Annotated in this window: 15 protein-coding genes; 5 read left to right on the top strand and 10 right to left on the bottom strand. The window is 60.8% G+C overall.

Going from position 1 to position 19,706, the window contains the following annotated elements:
* Positions 1 to 59: 59 nt before the first annotated feature.
* The 6 genes from TU82_RS05595 to TU82_RS05570 all read right to left on the bottom strand — a co-directional run bounded on the left by TU82_RS05595 (position 60) and on the right by TU82_RS05570 (position 8,177).
* Entirely contained in the window at positions 60 to 2,585 is a 2,526-nt protein-coding gene (locus tag TU82_RS05595) for an acyl-CoA dehydrogenase (protein WP_057722136.1), read from the bottom strand.
* A 235-nt stretch (positions 2,586 to 2,820) separates the two neighbouring features.
* Positions 2,821 to 4,230 (bottom strand): outer membrane protein transport protein, encoded by a 1,410-nt coding sequence (locus TU82_RS05590; RefSeq protein ID WP_057722135.1) that lies wholly within the window; start codon positions 4,228 to 4,230, stop codon positions 2,821 to 2,823.
* A gap of 126 nt (positions 4,231 to 4,356) precedes the next feature.
* The gene (gene praB, locus TU82_RS27615) at positions 4,357 to 4,860 is read right to left on the bottom strand and encodes an alkane oxidation protein activator PraB (protein WP_169794955.1); all 504 of its coding nucleotides are present in this window, start codon (positions 4,858 to 4,860) and stop codon (positions 4,357 to 4,359) included.
* A gap of 118 nt (positions 4,861 to 4,978) precedes the next feature.
* On the bottom strand, positions 4,979 to 5,473 hold the full coding sequence (gene praA, locus TU82_RS05580) for an alkane oxidation protein activator PraA (protein WP_057722134.1): 495 nt from the start codon (positions 5,471 to 5,473) through the stop codon (positions 4,979 to 4,981).
* 124 nt (positions 5,474 to 5,597) lie between these two features.
* Complete coding sequence (locus TU82_RS05575; RefSeq protein ID WP_057722133.1) at positions 5,598 to 6,878, bottom strand: alkane 1-monooxygenase; 1,281 nt, start codon at positions 6,876 to 6,878, stop codon at positions 5,598 to 5,600.
* Positions 6,879 to 7,178: 300 nt separating this feature from the next.
* A complete protein-coding gene (locus tag TU82_RS05570; RefSeq protein WP_057722132.1) occupies positions 7,179 to 8,177 on the bottom strand; it encodes an alpha/beta fold hydrolase in 999 nt (332 codons plus the stop codon).
* Between the two features lie 269 nt (positions 8,178 to 8,446).
* Here TU82_RS05570 and TU82_RS05565 point away from each other — a divergent pair, with 269 nt between their 5' ends.
* Genes TU82_RS05565 through TU82_RS05555 form a run of 3 tightly spaced genes read left to right on the top strand, consistent with a single transcriptional unit; the run spans position 8,447 to position 11,730 of the window.
* Entirely contained in the window at positions 8,447 to 9,985 is a 1,539-nt protein-coding gene (locus TU82_RS05565) for a flavin-containing monooxygenase (protein ID WP_057722131.1), read from the top strand.
* Positions 9,982 to 10,872, top strand: coding sequence for an SDR family NAD(P)-dependent oxidoreductase (locus TU82_RS05560; RefSeq protein ID WP_057722130.1), 891 nt, complete (start codon positions 9,982 to 9,984; stop codon positions 10,870 to 10,872). Before TU82_RS05565 ends, TU82_RS05560 begins: the two co-directional genes overlap by 4 nt.
* A 15-nt stretch (positions 10,873 to 10,887) precedes the next feature.
* Complete coding sequence (locus TU82_RS05555; RefSeq protein ID WP_057722129.1) at positions 10,888 to 11,730, top strand: metal-dependent hydrolase; 843 nt, start codon at positions 10,888 to 10,890, stop codon at positions 11,728 to 11,730.
* A gap of 53 nt (positions 11,731 to 11,783) precedes the next feature.
* Here TU82_RS05555 and TU82_RS05550 read toward each other — a convergent pair whose 3' ends face one another.
* Positions 11,784 to 13,853 (bottom strand): EAL domain-containing protein, encoded by a 2,070-nt coding sequence (locus TU82_RS05550; RefSeq protein ID WP_057722128.1) that lies wholly within the window; start codon positions 13,851 to 13,853, stop codon positions 11,784 to 11,786.
* A 313-nt stretch (positions 13,854 to 14,166) separates the two neighbouring features.
* On the opposite strand from TU82_RS05550, the gene TU82_RS05545 reads away from it, so the two are divergent.
* Together TU82_RS05545 and TU82_RS05540 are read left to right on the top strand one after the other, a co-directional pair.
* Complete coding sequence (locus tag TU82_RS05545; protein WP_057722127.1) at positions 14,167 to 14,445, top strand: hypothetical protein; 279 nt, start codon at positions 14,167 to 14,169, stop codon at positions 14,443 to 14,445.
* 10 nt (positions 14,446 to 14,455) lie between these two features.
* Positions 14,456 to 14,785 carry a DUF6388 family protein gene (locus TU82_RS05540; RefSeq protein ID WP_057722126.1) on the top strand — a complete coding sequence of 110 codons (330 nt, stop codon included), beginning with the start codon at positions 14,456 to 14,458 and terminating at the stop codon, positions 14,783 to 14,785.
* Here TU82_RS05540 and TU82_RS05535 read toward each other — a convergent pair.
* Genes TU82_RS05535 through tssM form a run of 3 tightly spaced genes read right to left on the bottom strand, consistent with a single transcriptional unit; the run spans position 14,755 to position 19,702 of the window.
* Positions 14,755 to 15,633, bottom strand: coding sequence for a serine/threonine-protein kinase (locus tag TU82_RS05535; protein ID WP_057722125.1), 879 nt, complete (start codon positions 15,631 to 15,633; stop codon positions 14,755 to 14,757). The two genes, TU82_RS05540 and TU82_RS05535, sit on opposite strands and share 31 nt — an antisense overlap.
* Positions 15,630 to 16,340 carry a PP2C family protein-serine/threonine phosphatase gene (locus TU82_RS05530; protein ID WP_057722124.1) on the bottom strand — a complete coding sequence of 237 codons (711 nt, stop codon included), beginning with the start codon at positions 16,338 to 16,340 and terminating at the stop codon, positions 15,630 to 15,632. Before TU82_RS05530 ends, TU82_RS05535 begins: the two co-directional genes overlap by 4 nt.
* 5 nt (positions 16,341 to 16,345) lie before the next feature.
* A complete protein-coding gene (gene tssM, locus TU82_RS05525) occupies positions 16,346 to 19,702 on the bottom strand; it encodes a type VI secretion system membrane subunit TssM (protein ID WP_057722123.1) in 3,357 nt (1,118 codons plus the stop codon).
* Between the last annotated feature and the right edge of the window lie 4 nt (positions 19,703 to 19,706).

The following is a 19,706-nucleotide window of genomic DNA, read 5'->3' as shown; positions in this document are numbered from 1 at the left end:
GGAAACCCGGTCACCTGTGGGAGGGGGCTTGCCCCCTCCCACAGGTGACCGCGTTTGAATTAATTGACCGAAGCGTTCTCGCTTTGGTTGGCGCGACGCTTGGCGGCGGGCTCCAACGCTTGCTTGCGCTGCTGCAGGGCCTCCAGCAACCCAAAGTCCTGCGGAAAATCGTCGACCTGGATAGCGTGGTCGGCGTATTCCACGTAGCGCGCGAGCAAGGCTTGTTCGTCGTCGCTGATCAAATCCAGCGCCCGCGCCTTGACGCGCCAGCCGGCAAAGGCCACAGCGGAAATCGGCATCGGCTCGAGCAGGCCTTGCTTGATGGTGGGCTTGAGCCGTGCCTCGATCAGCTCAACCTGGGGCAACAGGCGCAGTCCCAGCTCGCCGTAGGCCAGCTTGTCGATTTCCGGCCGTGGGATGTAGGAATTGGCCAGCAAGCGGTCGCGGGTTTCGCCGGGGGTCTGCACCACATCGGCGACCTGGGCCAGCAGGCGATCCGACGGCTTGTGCAAGGGAATGCCGAATGGAAAACTCAAACCCCGCAGCACCCCGGTAGCGACTTTTGAGGGGTAATTGTCGAGTACTTCAGCCAAGGCTTCATGGGCCCGCAGCAAGGCATCCTGGGCGGCCCAATGCACCAGCGGCAAATCGGCCTGGGGCCGGCCATCATCCTCAAAGCGCTTGAGCACACAGGACAGGATGTACAACTGCGAAAGCATATCGCCCAGGCGCCCGGTGATACTTTCCTTGCGCTTGAGGGCGCCACCCAGCACGCCCATGGAAATGTCCGACACCAGCGCCAGCACTACCGACAAGCGATTGGCCTGACGGTAGTAGGACGCCAGCGCCGGGTCGGTCTTGGCCGGGGCAGACAGCAACCGGCCGCCGGTCAGTGCATGCACCGCCGCGCGCACGGTGTTGGCCAATACAAAGCTCACATGGCCGAACATCGCGCTGTCGAACGCCTCCAGTGCCTTGCGCCGATCGGGGTCACGCGCCGCTTCCATTTCACGGAACACATAGGGATGGCAACGAATCAGCCCCTGGCCGTAAATGATCAGGCAGCGGGTCATGATGTTCGCGCCTTCCACCGTGATGGCGATGGGGCTTTGCTGATAGGCACGGGCCAGGAAGTTGTTGGGCCCCATGCAGATGCCCTTGCCGGCGACGATGTCCATGCCGTCGTTGACGATCATGCGGGCGCGCTCGGTGACGTGGTATTTGGCAATGGCCGAGATCACCGAGGGTTTCTCACCGGCATCCAGGGACGCCACCGACACCTTGCGCACCGCATCACAGGCATACAAATGCCCGGCCATGCGCGCCAACGGCGCCTGCACCCCTTCGAACTTGCCGATGGGCAGGCCGAACTGTTTACGCATCGCCGCGTAGGCGGTGGTGCCCCGTACCGCCACCTTGGCCAGACCGACATTGGCCGACGGCAGCGAAATCGCCCTGCCCGCCGCCAGGCATTCCATCAGCATGCGCCAGCCGTTGCCGACTTGTTCGCGGCCGCCGATCACCCACTCCAGCGGAATGAACACATCCTTGCCGGTGGTGGGACCGTTCTGGAATACCGCGTTCAACGGCCAGTGGCGGCGACCACTGTTCACGCCCGGGTGGGCGGTAGGAATCAGCGCACAGGTGATGCCCAGGGAACCGGCGGCACCGAGCAGACCGTCCGGGTCTTCGGCGCGGAACGCCAGGCCCAGTACCGTGGCAATCGGGCCGAGGGTGATGTAGCGCTTGTCCCAGGTCACCTTGAATCCCAACACTTGCTCACCTTCGTGCAGGCCTTTGCACACGATGCCCACGTCGGGAATTGCGCCGGCGTCGGAGCCGGCATATGGGCTGGTCAGCGCAAAGCACGGGATGTCCTCGCCCCGCGCAAGACGCGGCAGGTAGTAGTTGCGCTGGGCGTCGGTGCCGTAATGCAGCAACAGTTCGGCGGGGCCCAGGGAGTTGGGCACCATCACCGAAATGGCCGCCGCCGAACAGCGGGTCGACAGCTTCATCACCACTTGGGAGTGCGCATAGTGGGAGAAGCCCTTGCCGCCGTACTGCTTGGGGATGATCATGCCGAGAAAGCCCGCATCCTTGGTGTACTGCCAGCCCTCGGGGGACATGTCCTGCCACACCTGAGTGGTTTCCCAGTCATTGGCGATGTCGCACAGGGTTTCCACTTCATTGTCGAGAAATGCCTGCTCTTCGGTACTCAGGCTGGCCGGTGCGGCTTGCAACAGGCGCTGCCAGTCAGGCTTGCCGCTGAACAGCTCGGCGTCCCACCACACGGTGCCGGACTCGATGGCCGCGCGCTCGGTGTCGGACATCGCCGGCATGATCGTACGAAACAGCCCCAGGGCCTTGCCGGTCAACAGCACACGGCGCAGCGGTTTGATCGCCAGCACCACGGCCGGCAGCAGCACCAGCACCGCTGCGACGCTGGCGCCGAAGGCGGCCACCACATTGAAAAGAAAGCCAGCCGCCAGCCATACCAGGCCCGCGCCCAGCCACAACGTTGCAGCCGCTTGTCGATACGCCAGGGCAGTTGCTGCGACGAAACCCACCAATAACCAGATAACCATGGGGATACCTCTACTTGATCCAGGGCGTGACACCTGCGGGCCGCTCGGATTGAGCGGCGGCGTAGAGCCACACTACAAATTCGGAAAGATAAATTCAAATTTTGTTTTGAAATTTTTATTTAATGCGTTGGCGAAAAAATAACGGGCTGAGCGGATCAGCCTTTCAGGTCACTATCGAGTAGCATGAGTACGACTACGCGACCCGTCTACCACAGGGTCGCGCACCATTAACGGATCAGAACGCGTACGTCGCTGACAGGCTGACGACTTCGCCCTTGGCGTCGGCTTTACCATCCAGCGTTGCGCCGCCCAGGCGATCCTGGTTGTGCGTCCGCAGCTTGGCTTTCTCGACGAACTGTCGCGAATAGGCGCCATCAATGCTCAAACCGGGAACAGCGCGGATGTTGTAGCCAAAGCCCAGGGAGGCGAATATCCGATCCCCGTCGGGGATACGCGGGTCACGCGTAGAGTTGCGGGTGGGCGTCTGGTCGGTGGCGACACCGGCGCGGAAGGTGAAGTCGTCGGTGAATTTGTAGTCGCCACCCAGCGACACCATCCAGGCGTCCTTGTAGTTATAGGGGATCGACACGATCTGCGTGCCTTCGGACTTCAATGTCAGCGCCTTGAACGACGACCATTGCGTCCAGGTGACGCTGGCGCCGAGCGTGAGGCGATCATTGAACTGGTGGACCCAGTCGATGGAGGCGTTGGCGGGCACGTCCAATTGGGTGGACGCCTTGGCGCCATTGACGTTGAGGTCCAGCCCCGGATAAGCCAGCGCCGGCAAGCCGCCTTCGATCAGTGACTTGTTCGCTTCGTCGGCATACAAATTGTATTTGCCTTCGAGTTTATTCTTGATTTTGGCGTGGTAGTTCAAGCCCAGGGTATCGAACTCGGTAGGCTTCCAGACCACACCGGCAAACCAGCCGACCGAGGTGTTGTCCACCTTGACCCGCATCAGCGAGGAGCCGACGCCGGAAGGGAACGGGATGCCGATTTCCGGCGACAAGGCCGCTGCGGAATACAGGTCCAGGTTCTGGCTTACAAAGCCTTTGGTGTGCTGGACGATAGCACCGCCACCCACCGAAAACTGGTCATTGACCTTGAACGACAGGGAACCTGTGACACCGACCGTTTCAATGCGCGTATCAACGGCAAAGTCGCGACCGATCCAGTCTTGATCCCAGGTTGTGCGCGCGCCCATCGGCACCACCTGACTCAGCCCGAACGCAAAACGGTCGTTGATCGGGATCACCATGAAGCCGGTTGGCAACCAGGCGGTAAAGCCGCCTTGCCCACCATCGCCGGTGCGTGGCGTGGAACTCAAATCCGTAGGGTCGACCGCCGCAGGCGCGTTGCCTGCATAGTCCGTGGCCGTGCCCTTGTATTTAACGTTGATGCGCGCGTAATCGACGGTGAATTGAGAAATCGTATGATCGATGAACGCCATGCCGGCCGGGTTGTTGTAGGCCGCGGAAGGATCATTCTGGAACAGTGAGCCACCGCCGAAGGCCCGTCCCCATCCGGGTGCGCCGAAGGTCGGCGTCGAGAAACCGCCGGCGTGTGCGTGGCCTGTCGCCGTGATCAGGCCGCCGAGAATGGCCAGGCTCAACAACGTACGTGCCTGTTGCTTCTTGTTATTCATGCTCCACTCCTTATTGTTTTTATCCTCCGAGATCGGTCGTCCCGACCTGGCCTCCCGCAGCCAGTGCCCCTTGCGAGGCACTGGCGTGTTTCAACGTGTGATCATCACGTCAAATGCTCACGGCATTTATGGGGTAACGGTAAAGGCCGGAGACGGTGTAGCGGTCAGAGCGGTAATTTTGCAGGAGCCAACGGTTTGTGTGCTTGGCACCTTCAACTGGTTGGTGGAGTTACTGAAGCCGACATTGATGGTCACCGGCGAAGCGGAGCAGTTGTTGAGAATCTGGAAATTCACGCCCGACACCGTACCGGTGAAGGCATCAGGGCCGCCGCTTGCCACGTTCAATGTCCACGGCAGGCCCAACAACTTGGGTACACCGCACAGCGCATTGGAACCGTTGACCGTTGCGCCTGTGATCGAAGCGCTCGAGCCATCAGCCGCGACGGAACCGGTAAAGGCGATGTTGCAGGTCACCGGCAGGTTCAGGGACGCAGGCGAAGTGACGGTAATCGAGCCCGATGTGGAGAACGCCGTGCCGGCAGGCGCGATAGTGGCAGCGTTGGCCATCGATACTGCACCAAGGCTCAGGGCGAACGAAGTAGCACAAACGAGGGTTTTCAAGCTTTTCATTATTTTGCCTCACATGTAATGGCGAGTTATTTCGCCTGGGGTAATGGCCATGAACACGAAGTCACGGTGAAACTGCAGAACTTCGCACTCCAGCCAAATTCAGTTAAATCCGATACACTTATTCGACAACTTTAAAATCAGGCGGCATCTTGATTGACACCGATTTAATTGTGCAGTCATCACCAATCGGTACATTGGCAGCCTCCAACTTTCCGGTGGCGTTATCCCAAGTACCTGCTGCGGTAGAAGGACCGCACTTGCCGCCCAGGCCGAAGGCATGCACATCCACGCTGATCTTCGACATCGAGCCGCTTTTGGTATCTTTCGCAATCAAAATCCATGGCAAATTAATAGCTTCGACTCGGCTGCATTTGAGCCCGCCGTCGAACGCCACCTTGTCGATATTGACCGACGCCCCATCGGCCGCCACTTTGCCGGCCACCTTGATGGTGCAGTCGGCACTGATCAACGTGCCCTTGGAAAAACTGATGGGCCCCTGGGCTGTAAATGCACTGCCGGCAGGTTCAATACGGGCGGCGTGGGCGTGTTGACAGGCGATCAGGCCCAACGCGGCCAACAGCACATGAACGGTGAACTTTGCACTTACTTGCATGTTTAGGCCCTTCCCTTGAAATTATTCATGCTCGGATAAACAACTGCCTTGCAACTAAGCTATCAAATAATCGGCGCAGAAATCCTTATCGAAACATACTCGAAAAAGCATTATTTATTTCAAATTAAAACGGCTTGGCGTCGCCGCCGTACTTCTCCAGATACTTCAAACGCTGTGACGGCTGAAGATTTGCCAAGGCTATATCGCCGGCATAATGATTCAATACACGATGGTCCATCCGTCGCCGCCACAAGTAAGGCACGTACGCCCAGACAATCATACTTGCGTACCCATACGGAAGTTGCGGTGATTCATCAAAGTGTCGCAATGACTGATAACTACGGGTCGGATTGGCGTGATGGTCGGAATGCCGTTGTAATTGGAACAGAAAGATGTTGGTCACAATCCGGTTGCTGTTCCAGGAGTGACGCGGCGAACAGCGCTCATAACGACCGTTGGGCAGTTTCTGCCGTTTGAGGCCGTAATGTTCGACGTAATTGACCACTTCAAGCAGCGAGAAACCGTAGATGGCCTGGATGATCAGGAACGGGATCACCGCCACACCCAGCCAGGCAATCATCGCGCCCCAGAGCAGTACGCTGTACATCCAGGCGCTGAGCACGGCGTTCTTCCAGTGCCAGGCCGGCAGCCCGAGCTTGCGCAGACGTTCGCGCTCCAGGTTCCACGCCGAGCGCGCACTGAACCACACCGAACGCGGCAGGAACGCCCAGAAGCTTTCACCCAGGCGCGAGCTGGCCGGGTCTTCCGGTGTGGCGACGCGTACGTGATGGCCGCGGTTGTGTTCGGTGTAGAAATGGCCGTAGAAGGTCGGCGCCAGGGTTACCTTGGCGAGAAACACTTCCAGTGGCTTGGGTTTGTGGCCCAGCTCATGGGCGGTGTTGATCGCAATACCGGTGGCGGCCCCGGTGGACATCGCCATGCCCAGATAAGTGAACCCACTGATCTGGCCGTGCAACTCGGTGCGCGAGGTAATGAACGCTGCGGCTTTCGCCCACCCGCTCGACGGATCGAGCATCGCGGTGGCCCGCAGTAGACCGCCGCGAATGATCCAGTCAATGCCACCGGCGGCGAGCCAACCGGTAATCACCACCGAAGCGATCACAAACAGCACGCCGGTGTAGACGATCCAACGGTAATAGCGTTGGGATTCGAGGTGGCTGACGGCGGATTCGGGCGGGTTGCTGACATCCTCACCCAGCAGGCCGTCGATCAAGGGGATCAGGCCGAAGATGACCAGTACACCGACCCACCACAGCTGCTGGATACCGGTGCCGATCGCCAGGGCGCCCGAAAGCAAGGGGGTCGCCAGGGGCATGATGCCGAGCCACCATAGGTAGCGCTTGCCGTCGGCCCAGACGGCTGGAGCTGCCAGAGTCTGGTTCATGGCAGCCTCCGGACACAGGCTAAAGCAGCCAAGGCAGTGACGCAGCGCTGAGCGCTGCGAGACATCAACCATGCGATAAAAGGCGTTTTTTTCATTATTTTATTCGCTCTTAGGCATTTCAAAAACTGTTTCAAATTAGACATTGAAATAATTTTTTTAAATAAATAGCGCGGAATCGTTAGGTCGTCAACCAGTTTATCCAGGCCTTTTTTCCGTGACCGTACAGTCTCTTTTTCAGACCTTTGGCCAGGTGTCTAGGGCAGGCGTTGACGCACTGGCGCCGCGAATGGAATGGCACGATTATTTGCTCGCCACGGCAAACGAAGGGTGCAACACGGTGGCGGTTTGCACCGGTCGAACCCGCCTGGCGACCTGTTCGACCAACGCCACCACGCGCTCGGTGGCGGTAATCGGCAGCATGTGTCCACGGTCTTCCACCACCTGCAGCTTCAGCCCAGGCACCTTGCTGGCCAGGCCCTGGCCATGCTTTTGGAAGTCGAGCACCTTGTCCCGCGCGCCGTAGATAAGGCCGATGGGCAGCGTCAGTTGCGGGTAGCGTTTGACCATGTCCGGTAGGTGATCATTGACCTGGTTGATCTCGGTGGACGCCGCATGGAAGTTGTCGGGACGCATCCCCAGCAAGCCACCGCCGCGCGTGGCGAAGTCCGGCGGGGCGGCGTCGGGGGCGAACACACCCTTGACCACCGCACCCTTGGTCAACAGACCCAAGGGCATCGTCAAGGTGCGCGACACCCAGCGTCGCAGCCAGGCGGGACGTACCGCCAATGACAGGAAAACCAGGGGCAACATGCGCTGGGGATGGGTCAAGGGCGCCACCAGGATCAACCCCGATACCGCGTGGGGATGATCAAGGGCCAGGGCCAGTGCAATCGCACCACCCAGGGAATGCCCGAGCACCAGCGGCTTGTCCAGGTCGAGGGTTTTGATAAAGGCGGCAATCTGGCGAGCCTGGGCCGGCAGGTCCGCCGCCGTGCCACGCTGGCGAGTGGAGTAGCCCGACCCTGGGCGATCCACGCTGATGACGCGAAAATGCTCACGCAACTGACCGGATAACGCATAGGTCAGGTTGCGACTGCTGCCCATCAGCCCGTGGATCATCACCAGCGCCGGGCCTTTACCTTCTTCCACATAATGAAAGCGCTCGCCATCCACCTCGACAAAGCGCCCGTTGATCGGAACAGCCGTTTCGATACGCCGTGTCATCCATGCACTGAATACCCACAACGCAGCGCTTGCGCCTATCACCACACCCGCAGCGACAACCCACTCGACAGCCATAGCTCGGTCCTCTGCTTCCCTGCTGCTGGCGACCTGACCGGGATTGATCGAGGCCTCAACGTTCGTCCCTACCTTGGGCCCAACCTCCAGGTGCGTCTGTCGGACAAGTCGCACGGATCGAACAAGGTCCTGGCGTAGACGAAATTTTCAGGTAGATTATTTAAAATCTTTTTTAAAATAATTAATTCAATTTTCCTTTGCAATGGTGTTCTATCCAAAACACACAACAAAAAGACGGGAGCACATCCGATGCCCGAGAAGGACAACCTATGAATGCCCACAGTGACAACGTCGACATCGCGATCATCGGCTCAGGCTTCGCCGGCCTGTGCATGGCGATCAAACTCAAGGAAGCCGGGTTCACCGATTTTTTTGTCGCCGAGCAGGCCGACAGCCTGGGCGGCACGTGGCGTGACAACCACTACCCCGGTTGTGCCTGTGACGTGCAGTCCCATGTCTATTCATTTTCCTTTGCACCCAACCCGGACTGGACGCGCCAATTTGCCCCGCAAGCGGAGATTCGCGCTTATCTGGAGCATTGCGCGCGGCGTTTCGAACTGGCGCCGTACCTGCGCTTCGGCATGGGCTTGCAACGGGCGGTGTTCGATGATCAGCAACAGCGCTGGCACCTGACGTTCAGCGATGGCCGCCACGTCAGCGCGCGCGTGCTGGTGTCGGGCATGGGCGGGCTGTCGCGCCCGGCACTGCCGGACATTCCCGGCCTCGACAGTTTCAAGGGCAAGCGTTTCCATTCCCAGCAGTGGGACCATGACTACAGTTTGAAAGGCAAGCGCGTGGCGGTGATCGGTACCGGCGCCAGCGCCATTCAGTTCGTGCCGCAGATTGCACCGCACGTGGCGCATCTGGACCTGTTCCAGCGCACACCGCCGTGGATCATGCCCAAGCCCGACCGGCCCATCTCAGCTGTCGAACGCTGGCTGTTCAAGCACCTGCCGTTTACTCAAACGCTGGTGCGCGGCGCCTTTTATTGGGCATTGGAAGGCCGCGTGGTCGGCTTTGCCCTGCATCCGCGCTTGATGAAGATGGTGCAGAAAATCGCCCTGCGCCACCTGCGCAAACAGGTAGTGCGCCCTTCCCTGCGCAAAGTTCTGACACCGGACTACACCATCGGCTGCAAGCGCGTGCTGATCTCCAACGACTACTACCCGGCGTTGTCACGCAGCAACGTCGAGGTGGTGACCGACACCGTGCTGCGCATCGAAGCCGATGGCGTGATCACCGCCGACGGCATCAAGCACCCCGCCGATTGCCTGATCTTCGGCACCGGGTTCCAGGCCGCCGACCCCCTGCCCCGTGATTGCATCATCGGGCGCAACGGCGTCGACCTGATGGACACCTGGCACGACGGCGCCCACGCCTACAAAGGCACCACGGTGCCGGGCTATCCCAACCTGTTCCTGATCGTCGGGCCTAACACGGGCCTGGGGCACAACTCGATGATCCTGATGATCGAGGCCCAGGTCACCTACATCCTTGACGCGTTGCAACAGATGCAGCGTCAGCGCATCGCCATGGTAGAGGTCAAACCCGCCGTGGAGCAGGCCTACAACGAGCAATTGCAGGGCAAGCTCCAGCGCACCATCTGGAATACCGGCGGGTGCCGCAGCTGGTACCTCGACCCGCGCACCGGCAGGAACACCACGCTGTGGCCCGGCTCGACGTGGCGCTTCAAGCAGGCTACCCGGCATTTTGCGCTCAAGGACTACGTGGTCAACCGGGCGCCGGTTGCGTCTGTGCCGCGTCCGGAACCAACCCCTCATTGCGCCACAGAAGGCAGCCTGTCATGAAGTCATTCAACGGCCGCGTAGCGGCAATCACGGGAGCGGCCTCCGGCATGGGCCGCGCCCTGGCACTGGCCCTGGCACGGGAAGGTTGCCACCTGGCCCTGGCCGACAAGAACAGCCAGGGGCTGGAGCAGACCCTGGACTTGATCAGGGCGTCGACCTTGTCACCGGTCACCGTCACCACCCAGGTAGTGGATGTGGCAGACCGCCAAGCCATGCTGGCGTGGGCGGCGCGTTGCGCTGCGGAGCACGGCCAGGTCAACCTGGTCTTCAATAATGCCGGGGTGGCGCTGTCGAGCACCGTGGAAGGCGTGGATTATGCGGACCTTGAGTGGATCGTCGGCATCAATTTCTGGGGCGTGGTGCATGGCACCAAGGCGTTCCTGCCTTACCTGAAGGCCAGCGGCGACGGGCATATCGTCAACACCTCCAGCGTGTTCGGCCTGTTCGCCCAGCCTGGCATGAGCGGCTACAACGCCAGCAAGTTCGCGGTGCGCGGCTTTACCGAAGCGCTGCGCCAGGAGCTGGATCTGCAACGCTGCGGCGTATCCGCCACATGCGTGCATCCCGGCGGAATTCGCACCGATATCTGCCGCAGCAGCCGTATCGACGCGAACATGACCGGCTTCCTGATCCACAGCGAACAACAAGCGCGCGCCGATTTCGAAAAACTGTTTATCACCGACGCGGATCAGGCCGCCAAGGTCATCCTGCAAGGCGTGCGTAAAAACAAGCGCCGCGTGCTGATCGGCCGCGATGCCTATTTCCTCGACCTGCTCGCCCGCTGCCTGCCGGCCGCCTATCAAGCGCTGGTGGTGTTTGCCAGCAGGCGCATGGCGCCCAAACCACGCACGCCCGTGTTTGAAACCAACGACGAGCCTCGCCTCTGAACAGGAGTACGCCCCATGTTGCCGATTCGCCGTGATATCCGCTTTGCCCTGCCCGCCGGGCGCATCACCAACTGGCATGAACAAGGCCCGTTCGTGACGCACTTTTTCAATGCCTTGTCGCTGCTGTTTCCCCAGGGCGAGCTGTTTTTCATGGACAGCGTGCGCCATTACCGCTCGCGCATCGACGATCCGGACCTCAAGAAGGAAATCCAGGGTTTCATCGGCCAGGAGGCTATGCACAGCCGTGAACACGTGGCCTACAACGACCTGTTACAAGCGGCGGGCCTGCCGGCGCACAACCTGGACCAACGCCTGAAATTCTTCCTCGACCTGCAGAAGAAACACCTGCCACCGTCCTTCAATCTTGCGGTGACCATTGCCCTTGAGCACTACACCGCGATGCTCGCGGAAATCCTGCTGAGCGACCCGTCGCGCTTTGGCGACTCACTCAAGGGCTACCGGCAGATGTGGTACTGGCACGCCCTGGAAGAAACCGAACATAAAGCCGTGGCCTTCGATGTGTGGAACCAAGTGATCAAGCCTGGGCCCAAACGCTACCTGCTGCGCACCGGCACCATGCTGTTTACCACGCTGCTCTTCTGGCTGGTGGTGTTTGACTTCCATGTGCGCCTGCTGATTGCCGACCGCAAGGCGGGTGGGCATCTGAAGGGGTTCTGGCGCATGCTCAAGTTTCTGTACGGCCCCAAGGGCGTCTTCCCGCGCATGCTGCGGCCCTGGCTGCACTATTTCAAACCGGGCTTTCATCCATGGGATCATGACAATCGTGCCCGGCTTCAGGGGATAGATGGGCTGGTTGAGGAGATCGAGCAGACCAATCGTGGCTACGAGGCAGTCTAGACGACCGAAGTGTGGAAGCCGACATTTGAAGCGGGGCCGCCAAGCCAGCCTGATCAAGCCAGAGCGGCCCGCTCGCGCGCAAACTGCGGCATTTCATCCCCCGGCAACGCCCTGCTGAAATACCATCCCTGAATAAACAACTCCGCCCCCGTATTCAGGAACGCCAATTGCTCGGCGGTCTCGACCCCTTCCACCACCACACCCAGGCTCAATGCCTCACAGAAACGCAGCATGCCCGTCAGCACCTGCGCGCCCTTGGGGTCGTGCTGGGCGACCACAAAGCTGCGATCGATCTTGATGAAGTCCACCGGAAACTGGTGCAGATAACTCAGCGCCGAATACCCGGTGCCAAAATCATCGATATACACCTTGGCCCCCAACGCCTGCAGTTTGCCAATGGTCTGACGGGTGGCGCGGATATCGCTGACCAGCGCATCTTCAGTGATTTCCACCGATACCCCTCCGTGGGCCTGGGCGAGAATCTCCACCAGGCGATTGCCAAAGGCCGCGTCCTTGAGCGTGAAACTGGAGACATTGATGGTGATGGGCAATTCAAAACCAGACTTTTTCCACGTCTGATATTGGCGCACGGCCTGGGACGCCACCCACACGTCCACGTCCGGCATCAACCGTGCCTGTGCCAGCCATTGCAGGAACTCCCAGGGCGAATGCACCGTGCCCTCGCCGTCCCGGGCCCGCATCAAGGCTTCGCAGCCGGTGCACAGGCCGGTGCGGGTGGAGACTTGAGGCTGGAACTCAAGATAGAAATCGTAATCGCTGATCTGCTGGATGCGACTCAACTCAACGGCCTGGCGAGCCAGGGTGCGATGCGCAGCCAGGATGGGGTCGAACTCCAGCAACCGGCCTTTCTCCTCGAGGCCGCGAAAGGTCATGTCCAGCGACTTGAGATACACCGTGCCGCCTTCACTGGCCTGGCGATGAATCGCCCGTACATAAGGCGCATACACAAGCGTCCCCAGCCCCGTCAGCACAACCTGCAGCACCACGGCCGCCATGTCGCCATGGGTACTGAGGTAGGCATTGAGCAACACCGGCGCGGTGAACGGCACGCTGGCCACTGCGGGCGACACCCAGCCCAATTGCACCGCTGCCAACGCCGCCATCCCATTCAACGCCGGCACCAGCAGAAACGGAATGAACAACCGCGGGTTGAGGATGATCGGCAAACCGAACAACAGCACTTCGCTGACATTGAATAACGACAGCGGCAAGCTGGCCATCGCCAGCAGCCGCATGGACCGACTCCTGGAAAACAGCAGGATTGCCAGCAGCAGGCACAACGCGCTGCCCGACCCGCCGATAAACGCGAAGCTGCCCAACAGGCCACTGTTGAGCAGGTACCGCGCCGGCTCGCCCGCCGCCAGCGCCACACCGTTGAGCGTCACGGCCTGATCCAGCACATCGAACAGCGGTTGCAGCGCGTACACACCGTGAATCCCAAAAAACCACAACAGCGAGTTCATCAAGGTTACGAACAAACCGCTGCCGTAAGGCGCCTGTAACACATTGAGCACCTGCGGCCCCTGCAGGTGCGCCACGTAGGGGATCTGCAGCAGCAACGACAGCACCATCACCAATGTCAACGCGGTGATCGCGCCGGGCAGCACCATGTTGATCGTGCCTTTGAGGTTGTATCCGATCAGGTCTTCATGAACCAGGCGTGTCCAACGAAAACGGTGCAGCCAGGCAATGGAGGGCACATTGATCAGCGGCGAAGCGATGGCAATAAACAGCACAAAGGTGGCCGAGGCTCGAGGGTATTCGCGCAGGATAAACGTGGCCAGCACGACATGGGCAAGGCATAAAAAGGCTATCGGCAGCTGTGGCAAGCGATGCTGAATGGCTAACATATAACCGATGGAGGCTGCGACCAGCAGCGGGATTACCGAGCTGATGCGGTCATGCAGACCCGCCAGGATGCTGACGGTCTGAGGGCTGAACCCGAGCATCCTGGCGCACTCGGATAGAATAAGGAACCCGGCGGACACCAACAGGCAGGGCAAGATCCACAACAATCCTTCCCGAATCGCACGCAACGACTCGATACCGGCCAGGGCCGCGAGACGCTGGGTCAGGAACAGTTTGAACAGCGTTTGCGCCATGAGCCGCCCTCCGCCCGTACTCGCGGCATCTGGAGATCAGCGCCGGAATACGCGTCAACGCTACACGCCCTGATGCTCGGAGCGAAAGCTTTTTGCCATCGCCACGGGCGCTTTCAGCGAAAAACTCGCAGACCTAGGAAAATACCCACAAAAAAAATCGAACTTTCTGACGCATTCCACTCCCTAAACCTGCCTGAGTCGGTATCATCCGCGGCTTTTCCGAGTGTTGAAGGATGTTACAACCTGGGTAACACCAGGTGTCTACTCAGGGAATATTGCCTGGATACGCAGGCACAAAGGAGAGAGCGTTACCATGCACGATAAGCAGTCCAGCACCATGCGCCCCCTGTTCGTCACCATCCTGCTGTGGTTGTGCAGTGTGGTGCTGTTGTTTGTGATCAAGAATGTCATCGAACTGTTTACCGGGCCCGTCGCGGAAACCTGGATAGACCTGGCGTTGGTGCTCGTCGCCTACCTGATGTTCTTTTTACTGGCACCGGTGCAACGCTGGATTCAGCGCCGGTCGCGCAAGCGCGCGCGGCGTCATGTCGGCGGGCACGCGCCCGACGTCGACACCCATCCCTCTCACTGAGGGCCTGGCGTTGTCAGCACCTGGCGATAACTATCAACGCGCATTGGACCGGTTCCTGCGCGAACACCCGGACGTGGCCGCCGAGCTGGACAGCCTCAACCCCCTGGCAGCCCAAGCCAGAGGGGAAAGCCTGGCGCAGTATCGTACCGAGCTTCTGTATCAAGCGTTCGAGGCGCAGGCCGAGCGCGAAGGCCTGTTCGCCTGGGAGCTGACCCTCAAGCTGACAACCGAGTCCAGCGCAGCCTTCGAAGCCGAGCGCCTTGAGGTGCACAAGGAAGTCGCGCAGATGGCCGGCATGAGTTGGGCCGACTACTGCCAACTGCATGACTTGAGCGGTTGACGCTGCGGCCAGCCATACCAGCAAGGCCGCTTGCAACCGATGACCTCGCGCAATTCTGCGGCCGTCAGAGTGCGGCGTTGCGGGTCCGGCGCCAACGCGGTGTGCAGTCCCGGCCAGCAGCGCCGGGGCAGATGCCTGGGCCGGGGCAGTCCGTGGCCCGGTTGGCGATCCTCAAGGCGACTCCCCTGGGCCAGCTCATACAGAACGCATGCCACGCCATAGAGGTCCGCTGCGGGGGTCAACGCGCCACCCTCGAGTAATTCGGGTGCTGCGTAGGTGCGAGTCCAGGCATTCAGCCGGCTGCGATTCACACTCGGCAAGTGCGCCGCGGTCTGCGCAATCGACTGCCCAAGGCCGAAGTCGAACAAGCGCACACCCTCCTCTCCCACCATGACATTGGTCGGCTTGATATCGCCATGCAGAACCTCATGTTGATGGGCGTAAGCCAACGCATCCAGCAGTTGCAGGGCAATCGGTTGCAGCTCGGCCCAAGGCACTCCATCGGGATACTCCAGAAGCAACCGATCCAGCGTCATGCCATGCAGCAGTTCCATGGTGAAAAAGGCGATCTGGTTGCAAGTATCCACCTCAAACGCATACATCCTCACGACGTGTTCATGTCGCAGGCGACGACACAACGCAAACTCACTGTGCAGCAAGACATGGGCATCCGGGCACGCCGACAAGGACTCGTCCAACAGCTTGAGCGCCACACCTGAACAAGGTTCGCCGAACTGCTCATGCAGCAGGTCGCGCGCGCGGTACACCACGCCCATTCCGCCCCGGCCCAATACCTGCTCAAGGTGGTAGCGGCCGAGAAGCAATACCGGAGTCGTTCCTGTATTCATGCCTGCACCACCACTGCGGTCAGGTCATCGCGCGCCGGGGTGTGCAGCGCGCCGGCAAACAGTCTGTCCACCACCTGTCGCGGCCCGCCCGCACTCAACGCCAGGCCCAGTTCGGCATGGCTGAGTGCCTGGTAGAGACCATCGCTGCACAGTAAAAATACATCGCCAGGGCGGGTACTGAGCTCCAGCACCTCAAGCCGCAAAGGCGAGTGCGCGCCAACCGCACGGGTCAAGGCTTTGGCATCAGGGTGGGCGCGAGCTTGCATTGCACTCAACCGACGCTCGTCCATAAGACGCTGCAACAACGAATGATCCCTGGAAAGCTGATACAGGCTCTGCTGGCGCCACAGATAACAGCGACTGTCCCCCGCCCACACACACGCTGCGCGTCCGTTCTCCAGCAATAGCGTCACCACCGTGCTGCCTGTCACCGCACTGCCAGGCGCCCGCCGCGCATTCGCCAGCCGCTGGTTGACGCCCTGCAAGCTTTGCCGGACCGCATTGACCCGCTGATCAAGACTGCCCCGCGCGGGCAACGAAGCCAGGCTGCTGATCACCCACTGGCTGGCGACATCGCCGTGCCGGTGCCCTCCCATGCCGTCCGCCACGGCCCAGCAGCCCAGTTGCGGGCAATCGAGCAAGGCATCCTCATTGCGTGGCCGTGACTGCCCGCGCTGTGTACGCCCGGCACTGCGCCATGGGCGCATCGGACTCACAGTTGCTCCGGCAGGCGGAAGCTGCGCCACCTGTCCATCTCAAATGGGCTGGGTGTTCGTTGGCTCGTCAGCAGGTAATTGGCGCGCAGCCCGGCCAGGTCGGCCTTGATGATCTGTGCGTTGCCGCCACTGGCAGGCTCTCGCTGCAGCAGGTCGAAAAACCGGAACAACGACCAGGCGCCGGTGTTCTTCTCGATACCCAGGGGCCGCAGTTCGGCGCCTCTCTCCAGTACGAGGCTGGCACGACCGTTATCCGCTTCGATGGGCCAGCGGAACGCTATGGGTATGATCGGGCCGTGCCGGTATTCCAGCTGCTTTCCACCCAATCGCAAGGTCGCCCGGTTGACGGACTGATCCAGGCTGTAGGGCGCCAAGGTAAAACGCACGGCCAGCTCGCCCTGCTCTTCGGTGAAAAAACCACGTCGGATAACTTGGGCTTTCGTCAGTTGATCCAGCAGCGAGCGCGAGATGGGCAAACCTTGCCCGTCCAGTCCGCGCAGCCGATAGCGAGTGCCATCCGCGCTGACAAAGGCGCGCAGGTAAGCCTCGTAAAAACGCGTCAGAACGCCCTGGGGTTTGAAAAATTCGCGAAAATCCTCAAGGGCCACATCACTCGTGGCGTGGGCGCTGAACGGATAGCGTTGGCGAATCGTCCTGGCGTAAAGGCTCTGCACCTCGCTCTGGTAGTGCTGATTGATGTGGGCATAGGCCTGGTCCAGCACATGGCGCCAGGTTTCTTCGGCAATGCCTTCGAACCAACCGGCCAGCGGAGGCGGCAAACGGGTGGCCGCCTCACGCAGGTCGCTCAATACATCCTGCTGGCCATCCATACGCCGCTTGGCCCGCAAAAAAGCCGCCTGCTCCGGCGAACCCTCACGGTTCAGCGCCGCCAATTGCAGGTGCAATTGGTCGAGCAGGCGCAGCCCTCGGGTCAGCTCGACGCCCGGGTTCTGCTGCTCGTCCAGCAATTGATGCAGCGGTTCAAAACGCCGCTGCAAGGCCCGGCGAGACGAGTCGCCCAGGCTGGCCTGCCCCTGCGCCAACGCGGCCTTGGCGACAGTGCCCAGCGCACCTGAGGGCTGAGCCAGCGTTGCCGGCAGTTCCAGGCCCGGCAGTAACCGGGTGTTCTCACGGAGCTGCTGCAATAACAGAAGTACCGGTGATTGCGCCGACGTCAACCCCGCGAGCCGTTCAGTATCCTCGCGCAAACTGTCGGTTGGCAGCAGCCTGACGCGCCCGAGGGCGTCGCTCCAGGCTTGGGCGTATTCGCTGAAGTAGCGCTGTTGCAGTTCGGTCATCAAGCGCTGCAAATCCTGGCCGCTCAAGTCAGTGCCTTCTCCCAGTACCCAATTATCCTGAGCGATGGCGTTCACCAGCCTGGGGCCCTGAGTTTCGAAGTACTGCACGTACCTTTTGGTGTAGAAACCAGGAACCGAGGACTCGATGGCGGCGAATACCTTGCCCTCAGCCAGGCGCAACGGCTCCAGGTCACGCGATTGTTCACGCAGTACCCGATACACCACATCGGCCAGTGACTCTCCCCGCAGCGCGGCACGCGCCTGGGCTATCAGTTCGTCATTGAGTGGCGCTGAAAACGGCTGCTCGAGCAATCGCGCCCAGTGTTCATTCAGGCGCTTCTGTACCGGCATATCACCGGAAAATCGCAGCGACCAATAGCTCGCCATATGCTGCGCCAGCCATGTGGTATCACGCCGCTCACGCAGATTGAGCATCAGGTACGCACGCAAGTTGTCGAGCAGGCGCTCCCGATCGCCAAGGCTGGCGCGTACCTGCTCTTCCAGCAGGGCAGCGGTGCGGCCCAGCAGTCGCTGCTGCAATGCTTGCTCATAGGCGCGTGACACCCCTGGACGGCTGACCTCGCCTTGATACAGGCCGGCGCGTTCGATCAGCGGCGTGTCGCCTGCCGGGGGAAATACCCGGGTCGCCGCCCAACGCGCGTCCAGCAGCGCCAGGAGCGTCAAGGTTTCGTCGCGATCTGGCGCAACGGGTGCGCTGAGAGCAGCGATGTGAGTCAAACGCTGTTGATTAATCGTGTAACTGTGCATCCACAGCCCACCGGCACACGCCAGCACCAGCGCAGCGGCAATGCCCAGCAACCCGTTGCGCCGCCAGATGCGCTGTCGCTCGCTGCTCTGTAACGCGGCGAGATCCGCCTCGGCAAAGATCACCTGGCTGAACAAACCCTGCACGAAATGGCTGCGCCTGTCACTGGCACAGGTCAGGTAGAACCCACGTAAACCGTTGATGCGCTGGTAGCGATGAGCGCAGAACACCCATTCGATGAACAGGCACAAATGCTCGCCCATTCGTGCCGCCTGTTCGGGAAAATCGAGCATCCGCCGCCGACGCTCGACATCGCGTTCCTGGTGTAACCGTTCGATCAATTCACTGTGCAAACGTTGTAGCAACTGCTCGAATGCCTGGCGAACCTGGGTGATGTCATTACCCGTCTTGTCAGCCTCCAGGGGCTGGCCCAGCACTGCATCGACATCGCCCGATGAGGGTGAGCCGAAGTACTCGGTGAACCCTGACAGTCGATCCGCCTGGGTCAACACCAGGTAGACGGGCACATCCACATGCAGCAGTTGCTGGATTTCCTGCAAACGCGAACGCACGTGGCGTGCCGCTTGCTCCAGGTCGTGCTCGTTAGCGCTCAGAAGCCTGTCTGCCGACAGCGTCACCACCACGCCGTTGAGCGGACGTACTCGATGCCGCCACCTCAGCCTGTTCAGCAGCATGGTCCAGCCGGCGGCATCCACCGAACGGTCGGGTTGAACCAGGTAGCGCCCCGGCGTATCGATGAGCACACCTTCGTCAGCGAAGTACCAGTCACAATGGGCGCCGCTGTCCGTCGACCCTGTGTCCATCCGATCGAGCGGCGACTGCAACCCGGCTGCTTCCAGCAACTGAGTCTTGCCACTGCGCGGTTCACCGATCAGCAGGTACCAGGGTAAATCATGGCGCCAACGCGCATTGCGCTCGCCATAGCGAGGGGACGTTTTCAACCGGTGCAACGCTTCCTTGAAGCGGCCATGGACGTGCTTGCACTCGTCCTCGACCGCTTTCAATGACGGTTGAGTCGTTGGCGAATCCCGCCGCTGAAGTTCGGCAGCCCGGCGTCCGCCCGCCAGGACCATCGCCAACCCCCACAGCAGAAACAAAACGCTGATGGTGACCAGACGGGCAGCCGCGCCCTGCCAGAATCGGTAATTGTCCACGGCCAGCAGCGGTCCGACACACCACACCAGTACAGCGCAGGAAAGCACCAGTATCAGGCTCCAGACCCAAACTCTGCCCAGCACGGCGCCCGCGCCCTTGAAGAATGCGTTCATTCAT

This window comes from Pseudomonas orientalis (genome assembly GCF_001439815.1).
Taxonomy (GTDB): Bacteria; Pseudomonadota; Gammaproteobacteria; order Pseudomonadales; family Pseudomonadaceae; genus Aquipseudomonas; species Aquipseudomonas orientalis.
Note: the sequence above shows the minus strand (reverse complement) of the source record. Positions and strands in the feature narration are given on the sequence as shown.

What these genes read in the sequence shown, in the direction of transcription:
- TU82_RS05555 (WP_057722129.1), top strand. Translation starts at nt 10,888, where the DNA reads ATGTTGCCGATTCGCCGTGATATCCGCTTTGCCCTGCCCGCCGGGCGC.
- praB (WP_169794955.1), bottom strand. Translation starts at nt 4,860, where the DNA reads ATGAAAAGCTTGAAAACCCTCGTTTGTGCTACTTCGTTCGCCCTGAGC.
- TU82_RS05570 (WP_057722132.1), bottom strand. Translation starts at nt 8,177, where the DNA reads ATGGCTGTCGAGTGGGTTGTCGCTGCGGGTGTGGTGATAGGCGCAAGC.
- TU82_RS05575 (WP_057722133.1), bottom strand. Translation starts at nt 6,878, where the DNA reads ATGAACCAGACTCTGGCAGCTCCAGCCGTCTGGGCCGACGGCAAGCGC.
- TU82_RS05590 (WP_057722135.1), bottom strand. Translation starts at nt 4,230, where the DNA reads ATGAATAACAAGAAGCAACAGGCACGTACGTTGTTGAGCCTGGCCATT.
- TU82_RS05530 (WP_057722124.1), bottom strand. Translation starts at nt 16,340, where the DNA reads ATGCGCCCATGGCGCAGTGCCGGGCGTACACAGCGCGGGCAGTCACGG.
- TU82_RS05550 (WP_057722128.1), bottom strand. Translation starts at nt 13,853, where the DNA reads ATGGCGCAAACGCTGTTCAAACTGTTCCTGACCCAGCGTCTCGCGGCC.
- TU82_RS05565 (WP_057722131.1), top strand. Translation starts at nt 8,447, where the DNA reads ATGAATGCCCACAGTGACAACGTCGACATCGCGATCATCGGCTCAGGC.
- TU82_RS05560 (WP_057722130.1), top strand. Translation starts at nt 9,982, where the DNA reads ATGAAGTCATTCAACGGCCGCGTAGCGGCAATCACGGGAGCGGCCTCC.
- tssM (WP_057722123.1), bottom strand. Translation starts at nt 19,702, where the DNA reads ATGAACGCATTCTTCAAGGGCGCGGGCGCCGTGCTGGGCAGAGTTTGG.
- TU82_RS05535 (WP_057722125.1), bottom strand. Translation starts at nt 15,633, where the DNA reads ATGAATACAGGAACGACTCCGGTATTGCTTCTCGGCCGCTACCACCTT.
- TU82_RS05595 (WP_057722136.1), bottom strand. Translation starts at nt 2,585, where the DNA reads ATGGTTATCTGGTTATTGGTGGGTTTCGTCGCAGCAACTGCCCTGGCG.
- TU82_RS05545 (WP_057722127.1), top strand. Translation starts at nt 14,167, where the DNA reads ATGCACGATAAGCAGTCCAGCACCATGCGCCCCCTGTTCGTCACCATC.
- praA (WP_057722134.1), bottom strand. Translation starts at nt 5,473, where the DNA reads ATGCAAGTAAGTGCAAAGTTCACCGTTCATGTGCTGTTGGCCGCGTTG.